The following is a 20,317-nucleotide window of genomic DNA, read 5'->3' as shown; positions in this document are numbered from 1 at the left end:
GTATGAATACGACAGAGAAGCTGGCTGGATACGAGAATATTCAGTTGGTCTCACCCTTTGAAATCCAAAGCCTACAAGATGTCAGAATCGTGAAGAAAGTCAATGAGCACGCCAGACTGTTCGTCACCGGTATCATCCCGGAGGAAAAAAGCGACCGTTACATTGAGATGGCGACGAGCGAGGATACAGTCGCGCTGAATTTGGTGGAAAACGGTGCGCTTACGAAGACACTGTTCAAAGGCCTCGTGGATTCCGTCAGTGTCAACTTTGTTCACGGCGTGTACCATTTGGAGCTGGAGGCAGTCTCGCACACGCAGCGAATGGACGGACAGCGCAAAATGCGCTCTTTTCAGCATAAACAAATGACGTATGCCAGTCTGCTGGATGAAATCACAAAGGACTATCCCGGCTCCGATTATTTGGACCATGCTTCAAACGGAGCGCCGCTTGGGACCATTGCCATCCAGTATCAGGAGACAGATTGGGAGTTTTTAAAGCGACTGGCCTCCCGCTTCGGCTCTATTCTCGTCGCCGAGGCTGTTGCGGATACGCCAAAGTTCTGGTTTGGCTTACCCGAGGGACGTACTGCTCAACTGACAGACGCCAGCTACACCATCAGCAAAAGGCTATCTCCCTATATGGAAACGACAGAAAACGGCTACGCGGCAGGTATGTCAGAAAATGATTTTCTCGCCTATGAAGTAGAAAGCGGACAGGTCCTCCAGCTCGGAGACCGCGTGAACTACCAAGGCAAAGAGCTGGTCGTCGCCGGGTCAACAACGAGGATCGACCATGCCCTTCTCATTCACACCTATCAGCTCATGCCCGAAGCAGGCATCCGTCAAAACCCTATCCGCAACGATGACATATGCGGCGCTGCCCTAGAAGGCAAGATCATCGACATCCAGAAGGACACCGTCAAAATCCACCTCGACATTGATCCGAAGCAGCCCAAGGCAGAGGCGAGCTGGTTTCCGTATTCCACGGTCTACTCCGCAGAAGGCAACAGCGGCTTTCACTGCATGCCGCAAATGGGTGACTCCGTCAAGCTCTACTTCTCCACACCAGATGAAGAAGGCGCCATGGCAGTCAGCTCCGTGCGAAAAGGTGGAGGCAGCACGGCGAAGACGGGCAATCCCGGCATCAAGTACTGGGGAACCAACTTTGGCAAAGAGCTGATGATGGGCGGCAAGGAGCTCGTTCTTACTGCGAAGGAGAGCAAGGAAGGCAATATTTTTATCAAGCTGCATGAAGAGGATGGTATTGAGATTCACAGTATGCATCCCATTGTTTTTTCTTCGGAAAAGGATATGGAGATTACGTCAGATACGAAAGTTGAGATCAAGGCCAAGGAAGCGATCTACCTCATGTGCAGCACCAGCAGCATGATTTTAGACGGGGAAGTGGATCTTCAAGCGCCGAAGATTGAGATGGTCGGGCTGACAAAGGCGCCTGTGGTTGTGGAGGATTTGCCGCAGGAGGAGGAAGAGGAAGAAGTCGTCGAAGAGGAGCAGGAGGAAGAGGATTCTGGATGGGGCTTCCTCGATAGTTTACAGCTTGGACTCGATATCGTGGGGATGATCCCTGTCATCGGGGAAGTAGCAGACGTCGTCAATGCGGGGATATCTGTCGCGCGTGGCGATTATGCGGGTGCAGCTATGTCTCTTGCAGCCGCGATTCCAGGTGCGGGTACGGCAGTGACTGCGGCCAAGCTGACGACGAAAGCAGTGAAGGCAACAAAAGCGATGACCAAGGCAACAAAAGCGGTCAAGGCAGCAGACAAAGCACTGGGTGTATCGAAAGCGGTCAAGGCGACGGCCAATGCAGCAAGCGCAGTGAAAGGGAAGGTCGTCACTGCTGCGCGGAACATTCAGGAGAGCATGGACAAGCTTGCGGCTGTGCAGAAGCTGAAGAAGAGCATGCTTGGCAAATTCATGCAGAAGCCAGTTGTGAAAGAAGTGCTCAAGGAAGCCGGATCTGAGGCATTGGATTATGCGACGGATGGTGTTTTCTCAACCGTAGCGGGAATTGCCGGGGGTCGGAAAAGAATCAAAGGGAAGCACAAGAAACCAGGCAAGGTAAGAAAGATGAACGTCAAAAAAGTAAAACCGAAAAGCTGCATCAAAGACCCGGTCCATGGCGGTACTGGAGCGCAGTTTATCGTTCATCCTGCCCTCAAGCTGTATGGAGCCGAGACGTGGACGTTTGAGCTGCATTACAACTCCCTGCTTTTGCAAGAGGGCGCACTGGGCAAAGCATGGACGCACAATTACGAAATGCGCCTGGAATTCCTGGATGAGACACGCGAAGAAATTACGGTGTGGTGGAATGCTGGTCGCGCCAATACCTTTACTCGCGTTCAGGACGGCTTATACCGGTCCAGTGATGCGGCTGTCTTTTTTGACGAACTGCGGGAAAGACAAGACGGCTATACGCTGTGGGTCAAGGAAACGAGAGAGACGTACGATTTTGCCAGAAATGGACAAGCACTTCGCCATACGGTGGTTGCCGGAATGTCGCTGCTCTTCAGCTATGACCAGCATGGCAGGCTGAATCGATTGACAGAAGAGCGAAGTCGTCGAGCGTTTTCACTGGAGTATGGGGCGGATGGTTTGGTGTCAGCATTGTCCGATGGGACTCGTTCCCTTCGCTTTTCGTATGATGCCGACCGCAGGATGACTCGCTACACCAATCCCAATGGTGTTGTCACTGACTTGTCCTATACAGGAAATGACCAACTGGAATCTCTGGCATCCGATGGCGTCATCGTCTATACGAATACGTTTGACGAGGAAGGACGCATCATCTGCCAAACAGACGCAGCAGGCATCCCAGGTTATATTCACTATGATACCGAGAGCCGCCCGGGCATGATGGTCACGACCTTCACAGACGGAAATGGGCATGTCGAGGTTATGGTCCATGACGACAATGGCCAATTGCTGGAGAAAACCGAGAAGGATGGAACGGTCACCAAATACTCCTATAATGAGTGGGGACAAACGACTTCTGAAACAAACGGAGCGGGCGAAACAACCACTTACACGTATGACCATCGCGGGAATCTGGTAAAAGAGACAGATCCTCTTGGCAATACAACGACCTATACGTACAACGAAAATGACCTCATGGTAGCAGAAGAAGACGCGGAAGGCGGAGTCACGACCTACGCCTATGATGAACACGAGCGTCTGGTCAGCATAACACGACCAGACGGCTGCACCTCTTCCATCGGGTATAACGAGCACGGGCAAAGAAGCACTTATATTGATTTTACGGGAGCAAAAACTACTTATCATTACGATGGACAGGGAATGCTCGTTTCCGCTCAAGACCTAGAAGGGCGTATCTTCCGTGTTGGCTTCGACCCTACAGGCAGGATGACAACCTTTACAGATGCTTTTGGGGGTTCGCTGCGTCAGGTATTCGATGCCAATGATAATCTTGTTGGTGTCATAGATCCTCTCGGAAGGATGCAATCCTTTACGTACGATACACAGGATTGTCGAGTAGAGGAGACTACGGCTAGCGGAGCATCGACGAAGATCGGCTACACGATTACGGAAAAAGTAGAATCCATCACAAACGTCTTTGGTGAAGTCACTCGTTATGAGTATGACAAGGAATGGCAGATCGTTGGGGTGGTAGATCCAACCGGGGCGAAGACCAGTCTCGAACGCGATGCCATGGGCAGAGTGACATCTGTCACCGATCCTTTGGGGAACATCCAGCGCTATGAATACGATGCTGCCGGGCGCTTAACGGCTGTCTATGATGCATCCGGACAGAAGGTGAGCGGGCTCACCTATGATGGAGCAGGCAATATTCTTGCCCATATTGACGGACTCGGAAGAACAACCCAATACCAGTTCAACAAGCTCCATCAAGTTATTGCCACGACGAATGCGGCTGGACAGAAAACCAAGTTCTCCTATGATGCAGCCGCACGTCTGACAGAGGTATTGGAAAACGAAGCAGCTGCCTACAAGCAGCAATACGACGGAGAAGGCCGCCTAACGAGCTATACGGATGCCAATGGCAATGCCACCACCCTTTCCTACGATGCCAGTGGTTTGCTTTTAGCTGAACGCAATGCTACCGGAGAAGGAACGACCTACCGCTATGACAAGCGCGGGTGGATGACCGACAAGACCAATGCGCGCGGTCAAGAAACGCACTACCGCTACGATGCAGCCGGACAGCTCATTGAACAGCAGGACGAAGCGGGGACTGTTCGCAGGACTTTCGACGCCGAGGGTCGCGTGGTAAGTGTCAAAGAAGATGGAAAAGACACCAAGCGTCGTACCTACGATCTTTTGGGACGAATCGTCTCTAGTACAGATCAGTATGGGAATACGCTACAGTACACCTACGATGCGGGAGGCAGACTGGCAACGCTCGTCTATCCAGATGGCAAGAAGGTTCACTATTCCTACGATCTCGCAGGTCAATTGACCAAGGTCACAGACTGGGCAGGTCGTGTCACAAGGTACACGTACGATGAAAATTACCGCCTCATCCGTACAGACCGACCAAACGGTACGGTAGAGCAGCGTCACTATGACGCAGCCGGACAGCTTCTGCGTCTTTGGGATCAAAATGCGCAAGGCGTCATGCTCCAGCAATATCGGTTTGTGTACAACGAGCTCGGGCAGATCATCCAAGAGGAAGAAAAGCAGTATACCTATGATGCCCTGCGGCGTCTGACGAGCGGAGCCATGGCAGGGCGAAAGATTCTCTATACCTATGACCAGGGCGGGAATATTACCGCTATTGGGGATTCAGCTTCGAGTCTTGCTACGGCGATGACATACGCCAAGGACAATCGGTTGGATACGGTAGATGGTCAACCTGTTCAGTACGACGAGGACGGCAACCTTCTGTTACTACCGGGCAAGCTTCAGCCAGAACCGTATGCGTATGATGCACGCAATCGTCTCGTCCGTGCCGGACAAGCTCGCTACACCTATGATGCCGAATACGTGCGCACCTCCATGACATGGAATGGTAAGACGACACGTTATGTGGTTGACCAAAACGCCGATTTGACTCAGGTTCTTATGGAGCTGGAGGAAAGTGGAACCGCCAGAGCGTATTATGTATATGGACTGGGCCTCATTGGTCGCGAGGATGCACAAGGCGATTATTTGTCCTATCACGCAGATACGCGCGGAAGCACGACCCTGTTGACCGACGAGCATGGTCGAGTCACAGACCGTTATACCTACGGATTGTACGGGGAACTGGAAGAGCACGAGGGCAGGACGAAACAGCCGTTTTGCTATAACGGCCGAGATGGGGTCATGACCGATCCGAATGGGTTGTATTACATGCGGGCGCGGTATTACCATCCGGGATTGAAGCGGTTCCTGAATCGAGATGTGCTCCAAGGGGACATGACGGACGGGCAAACGTTTAACCGTTTTGCTTATGTGAATGGGGATCCTATTGGGTTCATTGATCCGTTGGGGTTGATGAAGTGTAAGGCTTGGAAAGATAAAATTGTACTCCCGAGTAAACCACATACGAATAAAACACCTGGTCACTGGTTTGCGAGTATGCGGAAAGCTGTTCAAGAAGCCAAGAAAGATGATACAGTTAAAGTATATTTGAACAAAGGTCTCCAGAATGAAGTACCTAGTGCTCGACCGAGAAGGCCTGATGTTATGGTAGTTAAATCTAATGGTAAAATTAATCAGTATGAAGTTCCGAGTACGACAGATGATCCAGCTAAACTGATAGAACGAATGATTGATAACCAGAAAGAACTTGGCAGTAGAGCTGGAAGTATACAATTACTGCCGATTAAAAAGTAAAAAGAGGTGGAAGGTTTGAGCGGTAGATTAATGACATCCATTGTTTTATATGGCTTAATCCAGGCCAAGGAACAGGAGATATGGGAATGGTATCAATATTTTTTGAAATTTAATGAGAAGCTAGGATACCCTTCAACACATCTAGGTATCATTGGGGATAGCTTTAAATCAGGAAAGTTAACCACTATCAAACGAACAGAGGCAAAGTTAAGTAAAGCATTAGAGAATGGAGAGAATATAAAGACGATATCTATTTACTCCCTACCAGAAGAATTTACTCAGGCAGCATTTGATTATAATACGTTTATTTGTATGAATCAAAGCTTCAATCATCCATTTGTAATTGTTTCAGTACCAAGCGCAGATTTTATCAACGTAAATATGCAAGAACTTATTGCCGATTTACAAAGATTTATCATTTGTACAGAAGGGAAAGTATTTGAGTTATCAGCACTTGAAAGCCCTTTGATATATGCGTCTAAGGTAAATGATGATTCAGATTTCAGTAGTTTAAAAATAATTGAGAAGTTTACATTTTAGTATGTCCTAACCTTGATTGACTTTATGTCTTTCAAGGTTTTTTATCCTCCCTTTTAAGTGTGCACGAGGGCAGGACAAGCAGTTATAACGGCTGTGATGGAGTTAAAGCCAATCGAATGGGCTCATTCATCCGTTGGGGTTGATGAAGTCACCTGCATAATTAAACGAATGTATCATAAAAAGTAAATTACAGGAGGTTGAAACTATAATGATAAAGAAATTAAGTAGAGAAGAGATCATTGGTACGATTGATAAAATACTATTAGCAGAGGGGACAGACGAGGAGGAAGATCTCTGGCTAGAGCAACTTAGCATCAGTGTGCCTTACTATCAAGAGATTTATAGAATTATTACTTCTAGTACCGATGAGTTAACCGCAGAAGAAATTCTGGAAAAAGCTAAGGCGAATCATAAGCCTATTATTTTATAGTACACTTCATCATAATGGGGTGGCAGTGTCATAACAAAGGGGCTGTCCCAAAAGTGAACTGTAAAACGTCAAGTATACAGTATAAAAAGTAAATTTCGAGTAAGCGGCTTTGGTCCTTAACTTCAATGGGACTAGGGCCGCTTAATTCTATTTGGATTCGTTCGTTATTGTACAAACGGATTTAGTCGAACATATTTAAGCTCCTTAAAGGTACTGAATGTATGGAGAAATAGCACTAACATCTTTTGAATACGAACAGAGTCTATATTGAAAGCCTCGAACACTCACTATAAATCAAAGGATTGCTACTACTGCTAATGGTCGAGTTATTTGTCCTATCACACGGATACGAGCGGCAGGATATTTTTAATGATCATATTACTAGTTTTGAAAGGATATAAAAATGAATCAAGAACTAAGAATACTAATAAAAAAACTTATTGGTGGCGAAATAACAGATATAGAATTTTTGGATTTGTTCAAGGGAAATATAGAAATAACTAGCTACTTTGACAAACTGCTAGAAGTTATTTGTAGAGAAAAAAATAAAGATGACCTAGGTTTACTATTTTATATAGGATTTACATTTGATTTATTTAATGAAAGACATTTGGAAATATTAAACCAGTTAATTACTGAAGCTTGGCATAAGGCACATGAGGATATTGCTGGCTTGCTTCAATATTTTCAATCAAATTCATCAGTAGAAAGTCTTTATAAAGCAGCAATAACTAAATTTGAGTATCTTCATTACACAAATGCCCTTGCCGTAAAATGTATCTGGGCTCTAGGTGATATGAATACGCAGGAGTCTAAAGAGAAATTAGAACTCTTAAGTAAATCAAAGGAAAAAGAAATTGAAAAGAATGCATTACACCAATTAAAAAGAATCTCTATAAAAAGGTAGGATAAAATAATTTACCAAATTTGAAAAAGCGACAGGTGATTTAGTTACAATAAAAATTCCATCACCTACTAAACGTTCAAGAGATTACAGGGGAGCAAATACAGAAGCGAAATTGAATAAGGATTCGGATCTTCCAGTACCGACGCCTTATAAAGCACCTAAAGGTTATATATGGCATCATCATGAAGATGGAACAATAATGGTTCTTGTTGAAAAAGTATTCATAGGGAGTTTCCTCATAGAAGATTAGGTGGAGTATTGGGAGTACAGGTAAAAAATGTTCCGAAAGGTGAGGAATATGATCGAATTATTAATCGAAAAAATAGATAAAATTAGTGAAATATTAAGTGACGACCCATTTAGTTTGACATTTGCGGACATTACAAAAAATACCAATGAAGAACAATTCACAAATTCCGAGAATAGTAATTTAAAAGATTATTATTTAATTACAAATCGATATGAAATATTAATTGGAGGAGTTATCAATATTTCTGGTCAACGGAAAATTGCCGATATTCAGTTTTATGTAGAGGAAATGCAAAGGTTTGATGGTGACTGGATTTGTATAGGAAAAATTGAAATGTACCCCCTGTTTATTAATAAGGAAAATGGTCAAGTAACGTGTTTATTTGGAGATCCATTAGATCAAAATTATGTTTTGGAGTCGTATGGAGACTTCAATAACTTCTTACTTAACTATTTTCTAGGGGAACAATATGGAGAAATTGGATTGAAGCTTGTTGAATCTGGAGGGAGTATAAATACCGTTGGTTCAAAAGAGGATGAATGGTATAAAGTGTTAGAAGAGAATGGTTTGTTAACGCAGTAAGAGCCTTTCAATACAACTCAAAAATTATTTTCATTTGATGAACTTACAAAGGCTTATCCATCTTAAAAGATGAGGATGGATAAGCCTTTTTTATGCCGAGGCAGGGAGACCGTCAAGTTCTACTTTTCCATTTGACGGGAAAATCGGTTTGCTTATGTGAATAGGGATTTTTCTTGATCCGTGGGGGAATATAGTGTCCTGGCTAAACAAATAATAATGGGCTGAGTCTTTGTAGAAGGTTTTGCTGAGAGAAATGTACTTGTTTGAAGATATTACATAGCAGTTCGGGGAATCTGTTCGAGATATAGCGTAACATGGATTTAAATGGGAATAACTCAAAAGGCAGAGTTGTGTTGTTTAAACCCATCAGCCTTTTTCTACATCGGAGGAATATTTTATATGAATAACCTACCAATATTTAAGTATCAACCAAATGCGTACGATGTTGGAGTCTTCAAAAAGGTACCTGCACAAAATTGCAGTATTTGTAATAAAGAAACGGATTATATTTACATGGGACCATTTTATTCAATAGACGATGTCGAATATGTTTGTCCCTGGTGCATTTATGAAGGAACTGCTACTAAGCAACATAATGGTGTCCTACAGGCAGCAGTAGAATATAAGGATAAGTTGTTGTCTGTGACTTATGATGACGAATCCAATCAGTATATGTATTTTATGGGGGACGATGAAGTCGAACAGTTTCAAGATGATAAACTAGAGGAGTTACTTTTTCGTACCCCTGGTTACATTTCATGGCAGGAACCACAATGGCTAAGCCACTGCGATGAATTTTGTGCTTATATTGGATATGTGAATAAAAGTGAGCTATCAGCAATGAAGATAGATTTACGAGATGAAGAATTGTTTGCAATAAAGGAAAATTACGGTATTGATACCTTGGACCAAGTAAGTGAGGATTCAGGAATACATTTGTTTCAGTGTCTGAAATGCGGACAACATAGAATTCACATTGATCACACATAATTTGTGGGAAATTTATTACAAGCTATGTACACCTATGAAGTAGAATAGGGGACACCTCACCGACCTAGAATGGTAAGACGACAAAACTAGTTATTATGAGAAGGGTGCTTAAGAGGATCCGTTCAATCTTGTAATAGGAGATATTGTAGAAGAACTTTCCTTTAAAACTTTTGTAAGGAGACTATTCAGATAAACTTAGAAAATAATTGATTGAGACTAAAAATGGAGGGAGTAATGAATGAATATCAAAGAAATTATCGATGAAATAAAAGGTTTTGATAATTGCATTATACATCCATCTCTAGGTTTACCTAAGATTGAATACCCGCACATATTACCAGATGACGTGAAAGAGTTCTATGAACTTTGCGGGGGAATTGAATTATTTAAAGATGAAGATTTTGGTGTAGACATTGTATCTCCAAAAAAATTCGAATTAGCAAATCCCGTTATAGTAAAAGAGTTATGTGAATATGATATCTCTTCTAATTGGTTTATCATAGCCGATGATAGAAATGGAGACTATCTAACAATTGATCTTCATAAAGATAGATTAGGTAAATGTTATGACAGTCATTGGGATTGTCATGCTATTGCAGGTAGTTGTGCGGTTATAGCCAACTCATTTACGGACTTACTGAATAGACTTATAGAGACAAAAGGTGAAGGCACAACATGGTATTGGTATGAAGAGGATTTTGAGTCTCTTGGAGATGCTTATGATGGTACCGATTTAGATTAATAATGACAGTAAGTTTAGAATCGGCGTGCGACGATGAATCGTGGAAACAAGAGATTAAAATTTTAGGACAAGTATTTGCCCATAGCTTTATCTGTAAGAAATGGTTATACCTTTTATGCAATTGATCTCGGGAGTGAATTTGGTTCAATAGTATCCGGTTATGAACCTGAATTTGAAGAAGTTGAACAAATTGTATCTTCGGTTGATCAGCTTTTAGATAAATTCATGAAGAATAGCGTAAACTGTCCATCATTTTAGTCGAGCAGTATGAGGTGAGGTTGTGTCATATGTAACGTTTGATTGTACACAGTTCATTTCATTTGATTCCGATAATGAAGCTGATGTGACTGCATCTTTGAAAGAATTTGAAATTATCAATGATTTCAAAGTGTTACCGAAAGATGAAATTTTGCACAAGAAGTTAACGCATCTGAGACATTATCTTCTTTCAAGCGTTTTTGAAATGGTGAATCAAGAATTCATTGGAGAGTTTGACGAGTGGTTGGTAAGAGAGGAAGTACCAGCTGATATTTTAAGTTTCAGTCGCAATATTCAACTGTTCATGCAAAACAAGCATGTGCAGAATGCCACAGTAATCCTTGTTCGATACGCTCATGAACAAAAGAATGAAGACCACATATTTGTTGGGGAATTTCATAAAGAGCATATTTTGGAAGGGTTGTACCATGCTTCTTGTTTTGGAAACGCTGGAAATATCGTTGTTTTGAAATTCAAATCGAATGATTAGAGCTAAAACATGTATAATTTACTCATCATAAAAGTGGAACATGATGTCATTCTGCAAGTGAAACTAGATTACACCAAGAACGGTTATATCAAATAGCTTTCTCTGAGTGACAATCCAGACCCGCCTAGGCCTTCCCTGGGCTTTTTGCGTTTTCCCCAAATCCCACACTTTCCCCTTACTTTTCACGAGGTTATCCCGAACATTCCCGGAGCCCATACGGTACGATTTATTTGCAAGAAACAATAGGAGACAGGGAGTGTTCACACATGAAAAAAATGCTTTCCGTATCTGTAATCGCAGCGTGCTTGTTGGCAACGAGTGCGGTAGGAGCTTTTGCGGCGGAGAAAGAAGGAAAAGGAACAGGGTGGAGCAGCCTGCCTGAAGTTCAAGCGCTAAAAGCATTGCAAGTGGAGCAAAAAGCTTTGCAAGATAAACTGAAAGCACAATCGGAAATCAACCAACAGGCATGGGATGTTCTTTGGGGCGATGTGACGAAAGAAGTACGTGAAAAGGTAAAAACTGCGCTGGCAGAGACAAAACCGCTGCGCGAAGAGAACAAATCGCTGTCTGCTGAACTGAAAGAAGCGAAGAAAGCAAAAGATAAAGAAAAGGTAGCGAGCATCAAGGCTGAAATCGCCGCAAATCATACCGCCATCGAAGAAAAACTGGCGCAAATCCAAACAGAATTGACTCAGGTAAAAGAGAAAAAAGCGTCCTTCAAAGAGATGAATCAACAATTGAAGCCAATCCGTACAGAAAAGAAAGAGAACAAAGAGCAAGCAAAAGAACTGAAAGCAAATGAGAAAAACACAGTGAAAGAAGCAAAAGAAGTATTCAAGGCTGGTGACAAGGAGCAAGCAGCGACATCCTTGCAAGAGGCCGCTGATCTGTTGAAAGAACTGACCCAGGTACAAAGCGAGATTTTGGAGCAGAAGCAAGCAATTTCCGAGATTATTCAATAGGGAACGTCTACGAAAATAATGACAGCCCGAATCCTGTTATTGACGAGACAGATGTTCCCCCTCACATAAGAGACAAAAAGCTCGTTGCACGCCAGCGGGCTTTTTGTCATTCCCCGATTCGTCAAACTGCTTTGAAGCATCTATAATAAAATGGAAGATAAAGACATAGGAGGAGGAGTTTCACATGGATATTCTAGAGAGAGCGGGTACGGTTGAGAGTAGAGAGGATATGGTTCAATTCATTTCTCATTTAATTAAGGATTATCAGCAAAATAAAAAAGAGTGGGCGAATATGTCCCTGGAAGAGTTCCTAAGTGGGATGGAGTCATGGATTGAGGATTGTGATAATATGTTAGCTGATCTTGAAGGGGTAGACTGGAATTTGTTTGCTACCATTTTAATTGCAGGAAGCCGTTATGAGTAAATAGGAAAGGCCCTTGAACCAAATTCAAGGGTCTTTGACGATATAAGGGTTATCAATTTCTTCCCCGAGATTATCCAAATCCCGCGTAATATTGATGATAATTAAGTATCTAGACTTGTCTTTATGCTTTCCCAGATCGACAACTAGATGTACCTCGATTACATCGTTTTCATACTCTTTATGAGAGTAGCACATTTCATCTAGCGTGGATGTAAGGTCTGTGTTATCCCAATTCGCTATTTCCAATTCTACATATAATTGATTTTTCTTTATGTTCATCTAGCTTCTCTCCCTTGTTTGATTTCTATTAATTCCCTTATCATCATATAAATGGTGGCCGAAGTGCAAATCGTAGGAATAGTCGAGGCGAAAAAGCCCCTCTCCTTGCCTCAAAATCATCTCATTCAGGACTAATGACCCATTCATAAAATCCCAAAAAATACCGATTGTAAGATTGTGTGTAAAATAATGGTCTTATTTGGAAGGGTGAATCCATTTCCCTAGAAGCATCGGAGCGAGGGGGTTCATCTGGCAGGGAGGGGATACCATGAGCAATCGAACACTCACTTATGGAGATATACAAGTTTCGCCCTATGAATTTACTCATCTGCAAACGATGAAAGTCGTGAAAAAGATGAACGAGCATGCCCGACTGACACTCACGGGGATTATTTCTGAAGAGCGAAAAGATAGCTACGTGAACCAGACAAATGCGCAAACACTGATCAGCGTGGCACTGGCGGATGAATCGGGCAAGCCGAAAACATGGTTCCAGGGAATCGTCTTGCGCGTCCATGTCAAAGCGGTACGCGGTATTTATTACTTGTCGCTGGAGGCAATTTCTCATACGTATTTGTTGGATGTCAAAACGAGAAAGCGTTCGTTTCAAAACCCGGCGATGACTTATGCGGGGCTCGTGAAAACGGTGCTGTCCGGGTACGGAAAAGCTGATTTTATTGACTCTGTTACAAACGGCAAGGCGTTGAATACGTTTGTTATGCAGTATGAAGAAACCGATTGGCAGTTCCTGAAAAGGATGGCGTCGCGCTTTTATACAGGTTTGATCCCGACAACGGCTTTTGACATTCCCAAGTTTTATTTCGGTTTGCCAAAAGGTCAAGATAAAGGAAAGCTTGCGGTTAGTCATTATACGGTGCATAAGCGTGTCGGGGATTATCAGAGTGATGCAGAGAACAAGGTTCCAGGAATCGATGACCAAGACTATACCGTTTATGAAGTGCAGAGCGAACGAGTGCTAGAGGTCGGCAATGAGGTGAATTTCAAGTCCAGACCACTTGTCGTCGGAGAAGCGGTCACGGAGATGAAGGAAGGCATTGTCACGCACACATACAAGCTTTATCCACGCCTAGGTCTGGCGCGTAAGAAGCAGTATAACCATGCCATCATCGGGGCGTCCATCCAGGGCAGGGTGCTACAAGTCCAGAAGGACAATGTGCGGGCCAAGCTGGACATGGATGATCAGCAGGATCAGAGCACGGCATATTGGTTCCCTTACTCCACCATTTATGCCTCCGAGGATCAAACCGGGTGGTATGTCATGCCAGAGCTGAACGACCAGATTCGGATTTATTTCCCGAGCAAAAAAGAAGAGGATGGTATCGCGATCAGCTCTGTTCTCAAGGAAATCCCAGACGACGACAAGCCAGCTCCCAAAAAGAAAGCCACACCGAAAAGCAGTGCAGGTGGAGGTGGAGGTGGCGGGGGAGACCGGATGAAGGACCCTGCTGTAAAGACGTTTCGTACCAAATATGGCAAGGAAATCGTGCTGGCTCCTGACAAAATTGTGATCACGACAGGAGACATGTCGATCACGATCAGTGATACGAGTGGAATTGATATCAAGAGTAGCCAGAACGTGAATATAACAGCGGATAAGGACATGAAGCTATCAGCTTCTTCTCTTCATATTAGTGCGGATAAAATCGAGCTGAGTGGAAAAGGAAATACGATCAAGCTGGAAGACAAGATCGAGCTGAAAGGTTCGGAAATCAAGATGAACTAGAGGGGGCACTTACATCGATGAAGAAAGAGGAAGCGCTCCAGCATCTGCACGATAACACCTTTCTACCAGCATTGGCTGAAAGTGTAGCGGCACTCGAGCGCTATTTCCAGCAAAACAAGGATCAGCTCGTCCGGGAGTTCGTGGAGTCTTTTCGGCAAATGCTCCAGCATATTGAGTTCATGCAGAACAACCAGGAGCTTCCCCCTGTCGGTTTTATTCACTTCTCATTGCTTCGGACAACCGTATTGGATGGCACGCACACATTTTTGATAGAGGCTTATACGGAGCAATGGTACTGGGAGCCAGTGGAATGCTATGCACGGTACGATGCAGCATGGGCATTGCAAGAGGCTTCCAATCTCATTTCGCTACTGGACGAACGCCGAAAAATGTACATAGGGATCATAGCAGCTACTGATGTGGAGTTTATGGTGCTAAAGGAAATGGAGCTTTTCGGTCAGTTTGTCACAGCGCTTGCCCGAGTGGCGATTCCGGAGGCAATTAAGCTGCCCGAGTACCAACAGATCAGGAAAGCGGATCGTCTGTACATACGAGTGGGCGAATTCAAAGACATCAGCGAAGTGGTGTACATAGAAGAGCGAATCAGGCAGGAGGAGAAGGAGAGCAGAAGCCTGCTTGGGCAACCGAAAGGAACGTTTTGCACCCATGAAACATTCGCCCATATGGATTTGCCGCGAAGCAATGTAGACGCATTAGATTTGCGCTATTGCGATTTTAGTGGCAGTAATTTTGCAGACAGTCAGTTCCGCGCGTGTATCCTATTCGGAACAAGATGGGTCAGTAGCAAGCTTCCACGCACTAATTTCAGCCATTCGCTCCTTTGTGATGCCGATTTTCGTCATGCAGACTTGAGCGGAGCCATCTTCTCATATGCCGAGGGACAAGGAGTCAGTGTGGACGAGCTGCATCGTGTACCGGGCTTACTCGGTGTCCAATTTGCATATGCTGATTTGGAGGGAGCGGATTTTCGCCATTCTCGTCTGTATCAAGCGAATTTTCATGGAGCGAATATGCGGAATGCCGTTTTTTTGGAGAAGGATCGTGAACGCTTTGCATTGAGCGAAGCGCAGATGCAGCAGATTGAGTGGAGAACGGAATAAAGGAGGCGGGATGACATGCGCGATTATTATTTGCTAACAGATGACGGTCGAATGGCTCAAAAGGTCGTGCCATCGGGGCTGGGGCTGCAAAAGGAAAACACCTTCGAGCAACTCCCGCCGATCTCCGTTCTTGAGGTTAACGCGGATGGGGCCCAAGCCTACACAGATTGGTTGGAAAAGCCACTGCCGATGATTTCGGAGCGGATGAAAACGATTACTGCCAAATACAATCCGAGCATACAATGGAAGCGCGTCGATTTGATTGACAGCGAAAACAACCTGCGTAACGTTTACTGGGCCATGCAAGTACCTGCTGTAGATTGCCTTTCTATGGAGACTGCGTTTCATTTGAATGGAACGGTAAAAAGACTTGTATTAGATACCGATAAGATAAAGGCGCATCATTTCTTTAAAGTTCAAGGGATCTTGGAGCCGTATATCGTGGTGAGTCTGGATGCTGCGGAAAGCTTCCTTCGCAGAAGCTTGAACGGATTTGTTTTACAAAAAGTAGAGCAGGCACTGCGGAGGGAGCTATGACGATCTACTGGGATGAAAAGATTTTAGATGTATGGAACAGCATCCAGACACGGCGTCAACTCGCTGAAATGGAAGAACAACGGGTGCAATTGACGCTTGCGGAGTGTCTGGATGGCGTGCGAAAAGGCTACCTGGAGTATGAAGGGCGCAGGTTCGAATTCGCGGAGAATAGCCTCTTTGACGGGCAGCTTGGCATTCAGCTGCCCCGTTCGATGCAGCTCATGCCGAGGGGACGCGGGTCAAATAGCGGAGGGAATTCTCAGCACGAGCAGATTTCCTATAAAGAGGAAGAGAGCGCGGTCATGCTCGGCATGAATCATATGGCACATCCGTTGCCGATGAGCGGCGTAGAACCGTTTGTGCAGGCAATGACAGCACAAGTCAAAAAGGCGCAGGCAGGCTTGCAGGTCGTACATCATGAGCTTATCGAGCTGGATGGGTGCAGGATTGCCTGTAGCGAATTCATCATCCCGGTCGAGGACAAAACTTACTACCAAATCTTGTTCGCGACATCACTAAACGGGCGGGCACTACTCGGGAGTTTTCATTTTGAGTCTGAGGAAGTGCTCGTGTGGCAACCTTTGGCCCATTCGTTGATTCGCACGCTGCGGGTAGAGAACATTTGATCAAGACAGAACAAGGAGGTTTCCAATTGGAACAGCAGCAACATCAACAGCAATGGCAAGTGAGCGTGCCTGAAAATGAGCGGGTCATGTCGGTCAAAGAGTGGTTGATTACTTTTTTAATTATGATGGTGCCCGTGGTCAATCTCGTGATGTATTTTGTTTGGGCATTTGGCAGTGAAGGCAATCTAAACAGAAAGAACTGGGCAAAAGCGAACTTGCTGATTATGGGCGTTTGCATCGGGTTGTACTTATGCGTATTCTTTTTTGTTCTGATCTTGGCATTCATTGGAGCATCGGTTGAACAATAGTGAGAACGGTGGATTGGCAAAAAACGTGGAGGGTATAGAATGGATCACCAAACGTATGTGGAAGGAAGCGTAGCGGAAAACGAAAAAGTCATGACAATGAAAGATTGGATAGTCGTCTCGTTGTTCATGATGATTCCGATCGCGAATCTTGTTTTGTTGTTTGTCTGGGCTTTTGGTTCAGATGGGAATCTGAATCGTAAAAATTGGGCAAAAGCCGGTTTGTTGTTAATGGCCATTTTTTTTGGTTTATATTTCGTCTTTGGTACGATAACCGCAATTATCACGTTTATATTAATCGGCATGGAAGGGCAATAAGGAACGATACTAAGATGGCTACAAGGCATATTCCAACTCGAATCACCGAGGAGGAATATGCTTTGTTTTTTACACGGAGCTTTTCCCCTATTCATGTTATCCTGAAGATAGTTGCAATCGATCAGCCAGAAAGGAAGAGGTCCATGTCAGCTGAGAAAGAGAACCGACTCTGCCAACGCTCCAAACAGATTCATAACCGCACGTTTGTCGTGACCTGCCAAGAGTTTTTGGTGAAACAAGCAGACTTTCTGCTGGACGTATTCTCTGATGTAGAAGACGAGATGGGTCCTATCAAGAACGGTGCGAAAATTCAGGTAGGCTGGACCATTCTACTGGTTTTCGAACGGGATGGGTGTATGGAGATCGTGGCACCCGACTACGACGCGAATCCTTTTTCCGAAACAACTTCTGACCTGTCTGTGTCCTTGGTCGTGCAAATGGCACAAAACAACTGCTTGCAAACCGTGCGAGCAGAAGGAGAAGCTGCCTTGTTCCAAGATAAAATGGTGGTGGCAAAAGGTGCATTTGAAGAAGAACACGTCTATTTGCAGCGTGCAGAAGATGTTCGAAAAGGAGACTCCGGATGGTATCTTGGGCCTGTGGAAGGCGAAGTAGACAGTGACCAGCTAGAGTCATACTACGTTTACCAACTGCTAAAGCTACGTCCGTCTCTTTTGCAGGCTATGGCTCTGCCACGAGGCTACCTTGTCGTTTTCCAAGGAGATCAGATTAAAGCAGTCTTGGACGAGCACGATGTAAATGTATGGCCGACACATCACTAGCGGCTACTAGTTAACTTTTGCCGATACTTTATTCACGAGCTGATCCGCTTGCCGCGTCGTTTCGGGCAAACGGTATTTGGGTGAGAGCTTGGTGATCCACGTGCATGCAGTTGGCAAAGAGATTCCGTGTCCGATCGAGACGAAGATTGGTTTGATATTCGGTTGTGTGCGCAAGACTCCACCGATGATCTCACCCTGATCGATCAACGGGGAATACGTACCTCTTTCGTGTGCTGGTTCTTCGTATTCACCTAGTAGTCTCGTCTTTCCACAGCCAATAGTCGGAATGTCAAACAGGACGCCCAAATGACTGGCTAGTCCGAATCTTCGCGGGTGAGCGATACCTTGCCCATCGCAGACGACGAGCTGCGGTGTTGTTTTGAGCTCCTTGAATGCACGTACCAACGGAGGCAGCTCTCGAAAAGAGAACAAGCCAGGAATATACGGGAATTCGACGGTGTCTTGAATGACGACAGACTCGACGACATGCAGGGAATTGGCGTCGAGGATCACGACACCAGCGACTAACAAATCAGACTCGGCATGATAGGCCACATCTACCCCGGCGATATAGCATACGTCCGTTAGTTGATCTTCTTTTTTTACTTGCTGGGCTAGCTGTCGCTGTAAGTTGATTGCCTCTTGCTCATTTATGTTCCAAGGATGCTGGATAATTGGCTCCATCTGGTTACCTCCGGATGATAGAAGATTTGTTCATTATATCCAATGGATGTGCTATGCTCCAAGTCTTAGGAACAATCCCGAGAAAATACGTTGACTTCTCGGATGAAAAGCACTATTTTGTAACCGACAGAATGATCATGTTCGAGATGGAACGAGGAGGGCTCGTCGTGAAAATCGCAGTAGTAGGAAGCATCAATATGGATCTCGTAACCCATGTACAACATTTGCCCAAAGCAGGAGAAACGATCGCAAGCCATCACTTCGAGCTGATCCCGGGTGGAAAGGGAGCGAATCAGGCAGTAGCAGCGTCTCGCCTGGGTGCGCATGTATCCATGATTGGAATGGTAGGAGAAGATGAGAACGGCCGGGTCATGCTGGGAGGACTAACAGATGCGCAGGTTCACATAGAGGGGATCAAATGCTCAGGTACGACAGGCATGGCTTTTATCAATGTAAGTGATGATGGGGAAAACAACATCGTGCTTGTTCCAGGAGCGAATGCACTCGTCAGCACTGAGCATATTGCTGACAATCTGTCTATTTTAAAGGACAGTGACGTCGTATTGCTCCAACTGGAAATCCCGATGCCTGTCGTGGAATATACAGTCAAAGAGGCAGCTCGACTCGGCAAGCTGGTCATTTTAAATCCGGCACCTGCACGCGAGCTATCCAGTGAGCTATTAACCCATGTACATACGTTAACCCCGAATGAAACAGAGCTTTCTATTCTCACAGGAATGCCTGTATCCACGATAGACGAAGTGTATGCCGCAGCCAAAAAGCTTTTGTCAGGTGGACCAAAGCGCGTCATCGTGACGTTGGGAGAAAAGGGCGCTCTCTTAATAACCGCTGATGGAGCGACCCATATCCCGGCTTTCCGCGTAGAGCCGGTGGATACAACTGCGGCAGGCGATTCCTTTACAGCAGCTTTTGCGGTTGGGATCACACAAGGAATGACAGAAACCGAAGCGGCCACATTCGCTAGCAAAGTAGCAGCGATTGTCGTTACTAGGAACGGAGCTCAACCATCCCTGCCTACTTTCGATGAAGTACAAGCATACTCTTTTTAATGGGGGGAAAATGATGGAGAAGGTCAATGTAGCTGAAAAGTTTACGTTATTCCATGAGTATTGGAATCCCAAAATTGCTGGCGAAATCAATGACTCCTATGTAAAGCTGGCGAAATTGAAAGGAGAGTTCGTCTGGCATCAGCATGAAAATGAGGATGAGATGTTTTTCGTCGTGAAAGGGAAACTGCTTATTAAGTTTCGCGATAAAGATGTTTGGTTAAACGAAGGGGAATTTCTCATTGTTCCAAAAGGTGTAGAGCATATGCCAGTTGCAGAGGAAGAAGTTCATGTATTATTGCTTGAACCAAAGACGACGCTGAATACTGGAGATCAAGTAAACGAAAAAACAGTAACAGATTTAGAGACGATATAATCAATGATCGAGCCTATTTTGAGAGATGGTTTTCAAAATGGGCTTTTTCTATAGGCATGGTTTTGTACAGTTGCAGCTATTTTATTT

22 protein-coding genes are annotated in these 20,317 nt (G+C 44.8%); 20 read left to right on the top strand and 2 right to left on the bottom strand.

Translation table 11 applies throughout. The features are described from left to right. The first annotated feature begins 2 nt into the window (after nucleotides 1-2). From HPY31_RS16880 to HPY31_RS16830, 11 genes are all read left to right on the top strand, one after another. Nucleotides 3-5,816: an RHS repeat-associated core domain-containing protein gene (locus HPY31_RS16880; RefSeq protein WP_253901832.1), complete on the top strand. Its 5,814-nt coding sequence runs from the start codon at nucleotides 3-5 to the stop codon at nucleotides 5,814-5,816. Nucleotides 5,817-5,846: 30 nt separating this feature from the next. Beyond that, nucleotides 5,847-6,356: a hypothetical protein gene (locus HPY31_RS16875; RefSeq protein WP_216675665.1), complete on the top strand. Its 510-nt coding sequence runs from the start codon at nucleotides 5,847-5,849 to the stop codon at nucleotides 6,354-6,356. Nucleotides 6,357-6,564: 208 nt separating this feature from the next. Next, complete coding sequence (locus tag HPY31_RS16870) at nucleotides 6,565-6,786, top strand: hypothetical protein (RefSeq protein ID WP_172141640.1); 222 nt, start codon at nucleotides 6,565-6,567, stop codon at nucleotides 6,784-6,786. Between the two features lie 403 nt (nucleotides 6,787-7,189). After that, nucleotides 7,190-7,693, top strand: a complete 504-nt coding sequence (locus tag HPY31_RS16865; RefSeq protein WP_172141639.1) for a HEAT repeat domain-containing protein — start codon at nucleotides 7,190-7,192, stop codon at nucleotides 7,691-7,693. Nucleotides 7,694-7,742: 49 nt separating this feature from the next. Beyond that, nucleotides 7,743-7,943 carry an HNH endonuclease gene (locus HPY31_RS29200; protein WP_483297065.1) on the top strand — a complete coding sequence of 67 codons (201 nt, stop codon included), beginning with the start codon at nucleotides 7,743-7,745 and terminating at the stop codon, nucleotides 7,941-7,943. Nucleotides 7,944-7,991: 48 nt separating this feature from the next. Further along, nucleotides 7,992-8,525, top strand: coding sequence for a hypothetical protein (locus HPY31_RS16855; protein ID WP_172141637.1), 534 nt, complete (start codon nucleotides 7,992-7,994; stop codon nucleotides 8,523-8,525). 399 nt (nucleotides 8,526-8,924) lie between these two features. Beyond that, complete coding sequence (locus tag HPY31_RS16850) at nucleotides 8,925-9,515, top strand: CbrC family protein (RefSeq protein ID WP_172141636.1); 591 nt, start codon at nucleotides 8,925-8,927, stop codon at nucleotides 9,513-9,515. Nucleotides 9,516-9,753: 238 nt separating this feature from the next. Continuing rightward, entirely contained in the window at nucleotides 9,754-10,257 is a 504-nt protein-coding gene (locus HPY31_RS16845; RefSeq protein ID WP_172141635.1) for an SMI1/KNR4 family protein, read from the top strand. Between the two features lie 280 nt (nucleotides 10,258-10,537). Beyond that, on the top strand, nucleotides 10,538-11,005 hold the full coding sequence (locus HPY31_RS16840) for a hypothetical protein (RefSeq protein ID WP_172141634.1): 468 nt from the start codon (nucleotides 10,538-10,540) through the stop codon (nucleotides 11,003-11,005). A 266-nt stretch (nucleotides 11,006-11,271) separates the two neighbouring features. After that, on the top strand, nucleotides 11,272-11,967 hold the full coding sequence (locus HPY31_RS16835) for a hypothetical protein (RefSeq protein ID WP_172141633.1): 696 nt from the start codon (nucleotides 11,272-11,274) through the stop codon (nucleotides 11,965-11,967). Between the two features lie 184 nt (nucleotides 11,968-12,151). Continuing rightward, the gene (locus HPY31_RS16830; RefSeq protein ID WP_015892686.1) at nucleotides 12,152-12,391 is read left to right on the top strand and encodes a DUF7660 family protein; all 240 of its coding nucleotides are present in this window, start codon (nucleotides 12,152-12,154) and stop codon (nucleotides 12,389-12,391) included. Between the two features lie 24 nt (nucleotides 12,392-12,415). Here HPY31_RS16830 and HPY31_RS16825 read toward each other — a convergent pair whose 3' ends face one another. Next, nucleotides 12,416-12,637: a hypothetical protein gene (locus HPY31_RS16825; protein ID WP_253901831.1), complete on the bottom strand. Its 222-nt coding sequence runs from the start codon at nucleotides 12,635-12,637 to the stop codon at nucleotides 12,416-12,418. A 301-nt stretch (nucleotides 12,638-12,938) separates the two neighbouring features. Between HPY31_RS16825 and HPY31_RS16820 the strand changes: the two genes are divergently transcribed. The 7 genes from HPY31_RS16820 (at nucleotide 12,939) to HPY31_RS16790 (ending at nucleotide 18,103) form a co-directional block, all read left to right on the top strand. Further along, nucleotides 12,939-14,414, top strand: a complete 1,476-nt coding sequence (locus HPY31_RS16820) for a contractile injection system protein, VgrG/Pvc8 family (protein WP_172141631.1) — start codon at nucleotides 12,939-12,941, stop codon at nucleotides 14,412-14,414. A gap of 17 nt (nucleotides 14,415-14,431) precedes the next feature. Continuing rightward, nucleotides 14,432-15,535, top strand: a complete 1,104-nt coding sequence (locus HPY31_RS16815; protein WP_172141630.1) for a pentapeptide repeat-containing protein — start codon at nucleotides 14,432-14,434, stop codon at nucleotides 15,533-15,535. 15 nt (nucleotides 15,536-15,550) lie between these two features. After that, nucleotides 15,551-16,072: an imm11 family protein gene (locus tag HPY31_RS16810; RefSeq protein WP_172141629.1), complete on the top strand. Its 522-nt coding sequence runs from the start codon at nucleotides 15,551-15,553 to the stop codon at nucleotides 16,070-16,072. Further along, nucleotides 16,069-16,698 carry a hypothetical protein gene (locus tag HPY31_RS16805; protein ID WP_172141628.1) on the top strand — a complete coding sequence of 210 codons (630 nt, stop codon included), beginning with the start codon at nucleotides 16,069-16,071 and terminating at the stop codon, nucleotides 16,696-16,698. Before HPY31_RS16810 ends, HPY31_RS16805 begins: the two co-directional genes overlap by 4 nt. A gap of 26 nt (nucleotides 16,699-16,724) precedes the next feature. Continuing rightward, entirely contained in the window at nucleotides 16,725-17,006 is a 282-nt protein-coding gene (locus tag HPY31_RS16800) for a hypothetical protein (protein ID WP_041749579.1), read from the top strand. 39 nt (nucleotides 17,007-17,045) lie between these two features. Then, the gene (locus tag HPY31_RS16795) at nucleotides 17,046-17,321 is read left to right on the top strand and encodes a hypothetical protein (RefSeq protein WP_172141627.1); all 276 of its coding nucleotides are present in this window, start codon (nucleotides 17,046-17,048) and stop codon (nucleotides 17,319-17,321) included. A 143-nt stretch (nucleotides 17,322-17,464) separates the two neighbouring features. Next, complete coding sequence (locus tag HPY31_RS16790; RefSeq protein ID WP_172141626.1) at nucleotides 17,465-18,103, top strand: immunity protein Imm33 domain-containing protein; 639 nt, start codon at nucleotides 17,465-17,467, stop codon at nucleotides 18,101-18,103. Between the two features lie 6 nt (nucleotides 18,104-18,109). Here HPY31_RS16790 and nfi read toward each other — a convergent pair whose 3' ends face one another. After that, entirely contained in the window at nucleotides 18,110-18,787 is a 678-nt protein-coding gene (gene nfi / locus HPY31_RS16785; RefSeq protein ID WP_172141625.1) for a deoxyribonuclease V, read from the bottom strand. Nucleotides 18,788-18,954: 167 nt separating this feature from the next. Here nfi and rbsK point away from each other — a divergent pair, with 167 nt between their 5' ends. Beyond that, on the top strand, nucleotides 18,955-19,857 hold the full coding sequence (gene rbsK, locus HPY31_RS16780; protein WP_172141690.1) for a ribokinase: 903 nt from the start codon (nucleotides 18,955-18,957) through the stop codon (nucleotides 19,855-19,857). A gap of 10 nt (nucleotides 19,858-19,867) precedes the next feature. After that, nucleotides 19,868-20,230: a cupin domain-containing protein gene (locus HPY31_RS16775; protein WP_216675686.1), complete on the top strand. Its 363-nt coding sequence runs from the start codon at nucleotides 19,868-19,870 to the stop codon at nucleotides 20,228-20,230. Nucleotides 20,231-20,317: the final 87 nt, after the last annotated feature.

It is taken from the genome of Brevibacillus sp. HB1.3 (genome assembly GCF_013186635.1).
Classification (GTDB): Bacteria; Bacillota; Bacilli; order Brevibacillales; family Brevibacillaceae; genus Brevibacillus; species Brevibacillus brevis_D.
This window is presented reverse-complemented; position numbering and strand designations above follow the sequence as displayed.

Excerpts from the sequence above, each read along its gene's own strand:
- HPY31_RS16810 (WP_172141629.1), top strand. The coding sequence starts at position 15,551 with ATGCGCGATTATTATTTGCTAACAGATGACGGTCGAATGGCTCAAAAG.
- HPY31_RS16835 (WP_172141633.1), top strand. The coding sequence starts at position 11,272 with ATGAAAAAAATGCTTTCCGTATCTGTAATCGCAGCGTGCTTGTTGGCA.
- HPY31_RS16875 (WP_216675665.1), top strand. The coding sequence starts at position 5,847 with ATGACATCCATTGTTTTATATGGCTTAATCCAGGCCAAGGAACAGGAG.
- HPY31_RS16830 (WP_015892686.1), top strand. The coding sequence starts at position 12,152 with ATGGATATTCTAGAGAGAGCGGGTACGGTTGAGAGTAGAGAGGATATG.
- HPY31_RS16805 (WP_172141628.1), top strand. The coding sequence starts at position 16,069 with ATGACGATCTACTGGGATGAAAAGATTTTAGATGTATGGAACAGCATC.
- HPY31_RS16775 (WP_216675686.1), top strand. The coding sequence starts at position 19,868 with ATGATGGAGAAGGTCAATGTAGCTGAAAAGTTTACGTTATTCCATGAG.
- nfi (WP_172141625.1), bottom strand. The coding sequence starts at position 18,787 with ATGGAGCCAATTATCCAGCATCCTTGGAACATAAATGAGCAAGAGGCA.
- HPY31_RS16820 (WP_172141631.1), top strand. The coding sequence starts at position 12,939 with ATGAGCAATCGAACACTCACTTATGGAGATATACAAGTTTCGCCCTAT.
- HPY31_RS16870 (WP_172141640.1), top strand. The coding sequence starts at position 6,565 with ATGATAAAGAAATTAAGTAGAGAAGAGATCATTGGTACGATTGATAAA.
- HPY31_RS16815 (WP_172141630.1), top strand. The coding sequence starts at position 14,432 with ATGAAGAAAGAGGAAGCGCTCCAGCATCTGCACGATAACACCTTTCTA.
- HPY31_RS16880 (WP_253901832.1), top strand. The coding sequence starts at position 3 with ATGAATACGACAGAGAAGCTGGCTGGATACGAGAATATTCAGTTGGTC.
- HPY31_RS16790 (WP_172141626.1), top strand. The coding sequence starts at position 17,465 with ATGTCAGCTGAGAAAGAGAACCGACTCTGCCAACGCTCCAAACAGATT.
- HPY31_RS16795 (WP_172141627.1), top strand. The coding sequence starts at position 17,046 with ATGGATCACCAAACGTATGTGGAAGGAAGCGTAGCGGAAAACGAAAAA.
- HPY31_RS16850 (WP_172141636.1), top strand. The coding sequence starts at position 8,925 with ATGAATAACCTACCAATATTTAAGTATCAACCAAATGCGTACGATGTT.
- HPY31_RS16855 (WP_172141637.1), top strand. The coding sequence starts at position 7,992 with ATGATCGAATTATTAATCGAAAAAATAGATAAAATTAGTGAAATATTA.
- HPY31_RS16865 (WP_172141639.1), top strand. The coding sequence starts at position 7,190 with ATGAATCAAGAACTAAGAATACTAATAAAAAAACTTATTGGTGGCGAA.
- HPY31_RS16845 (WP_172141635.1), top strand. The coding sequence starts at position 9,754 with ATGAATATCAAAGAAATTATCGATGAAATAAAAGGTTTTGATAATTGC.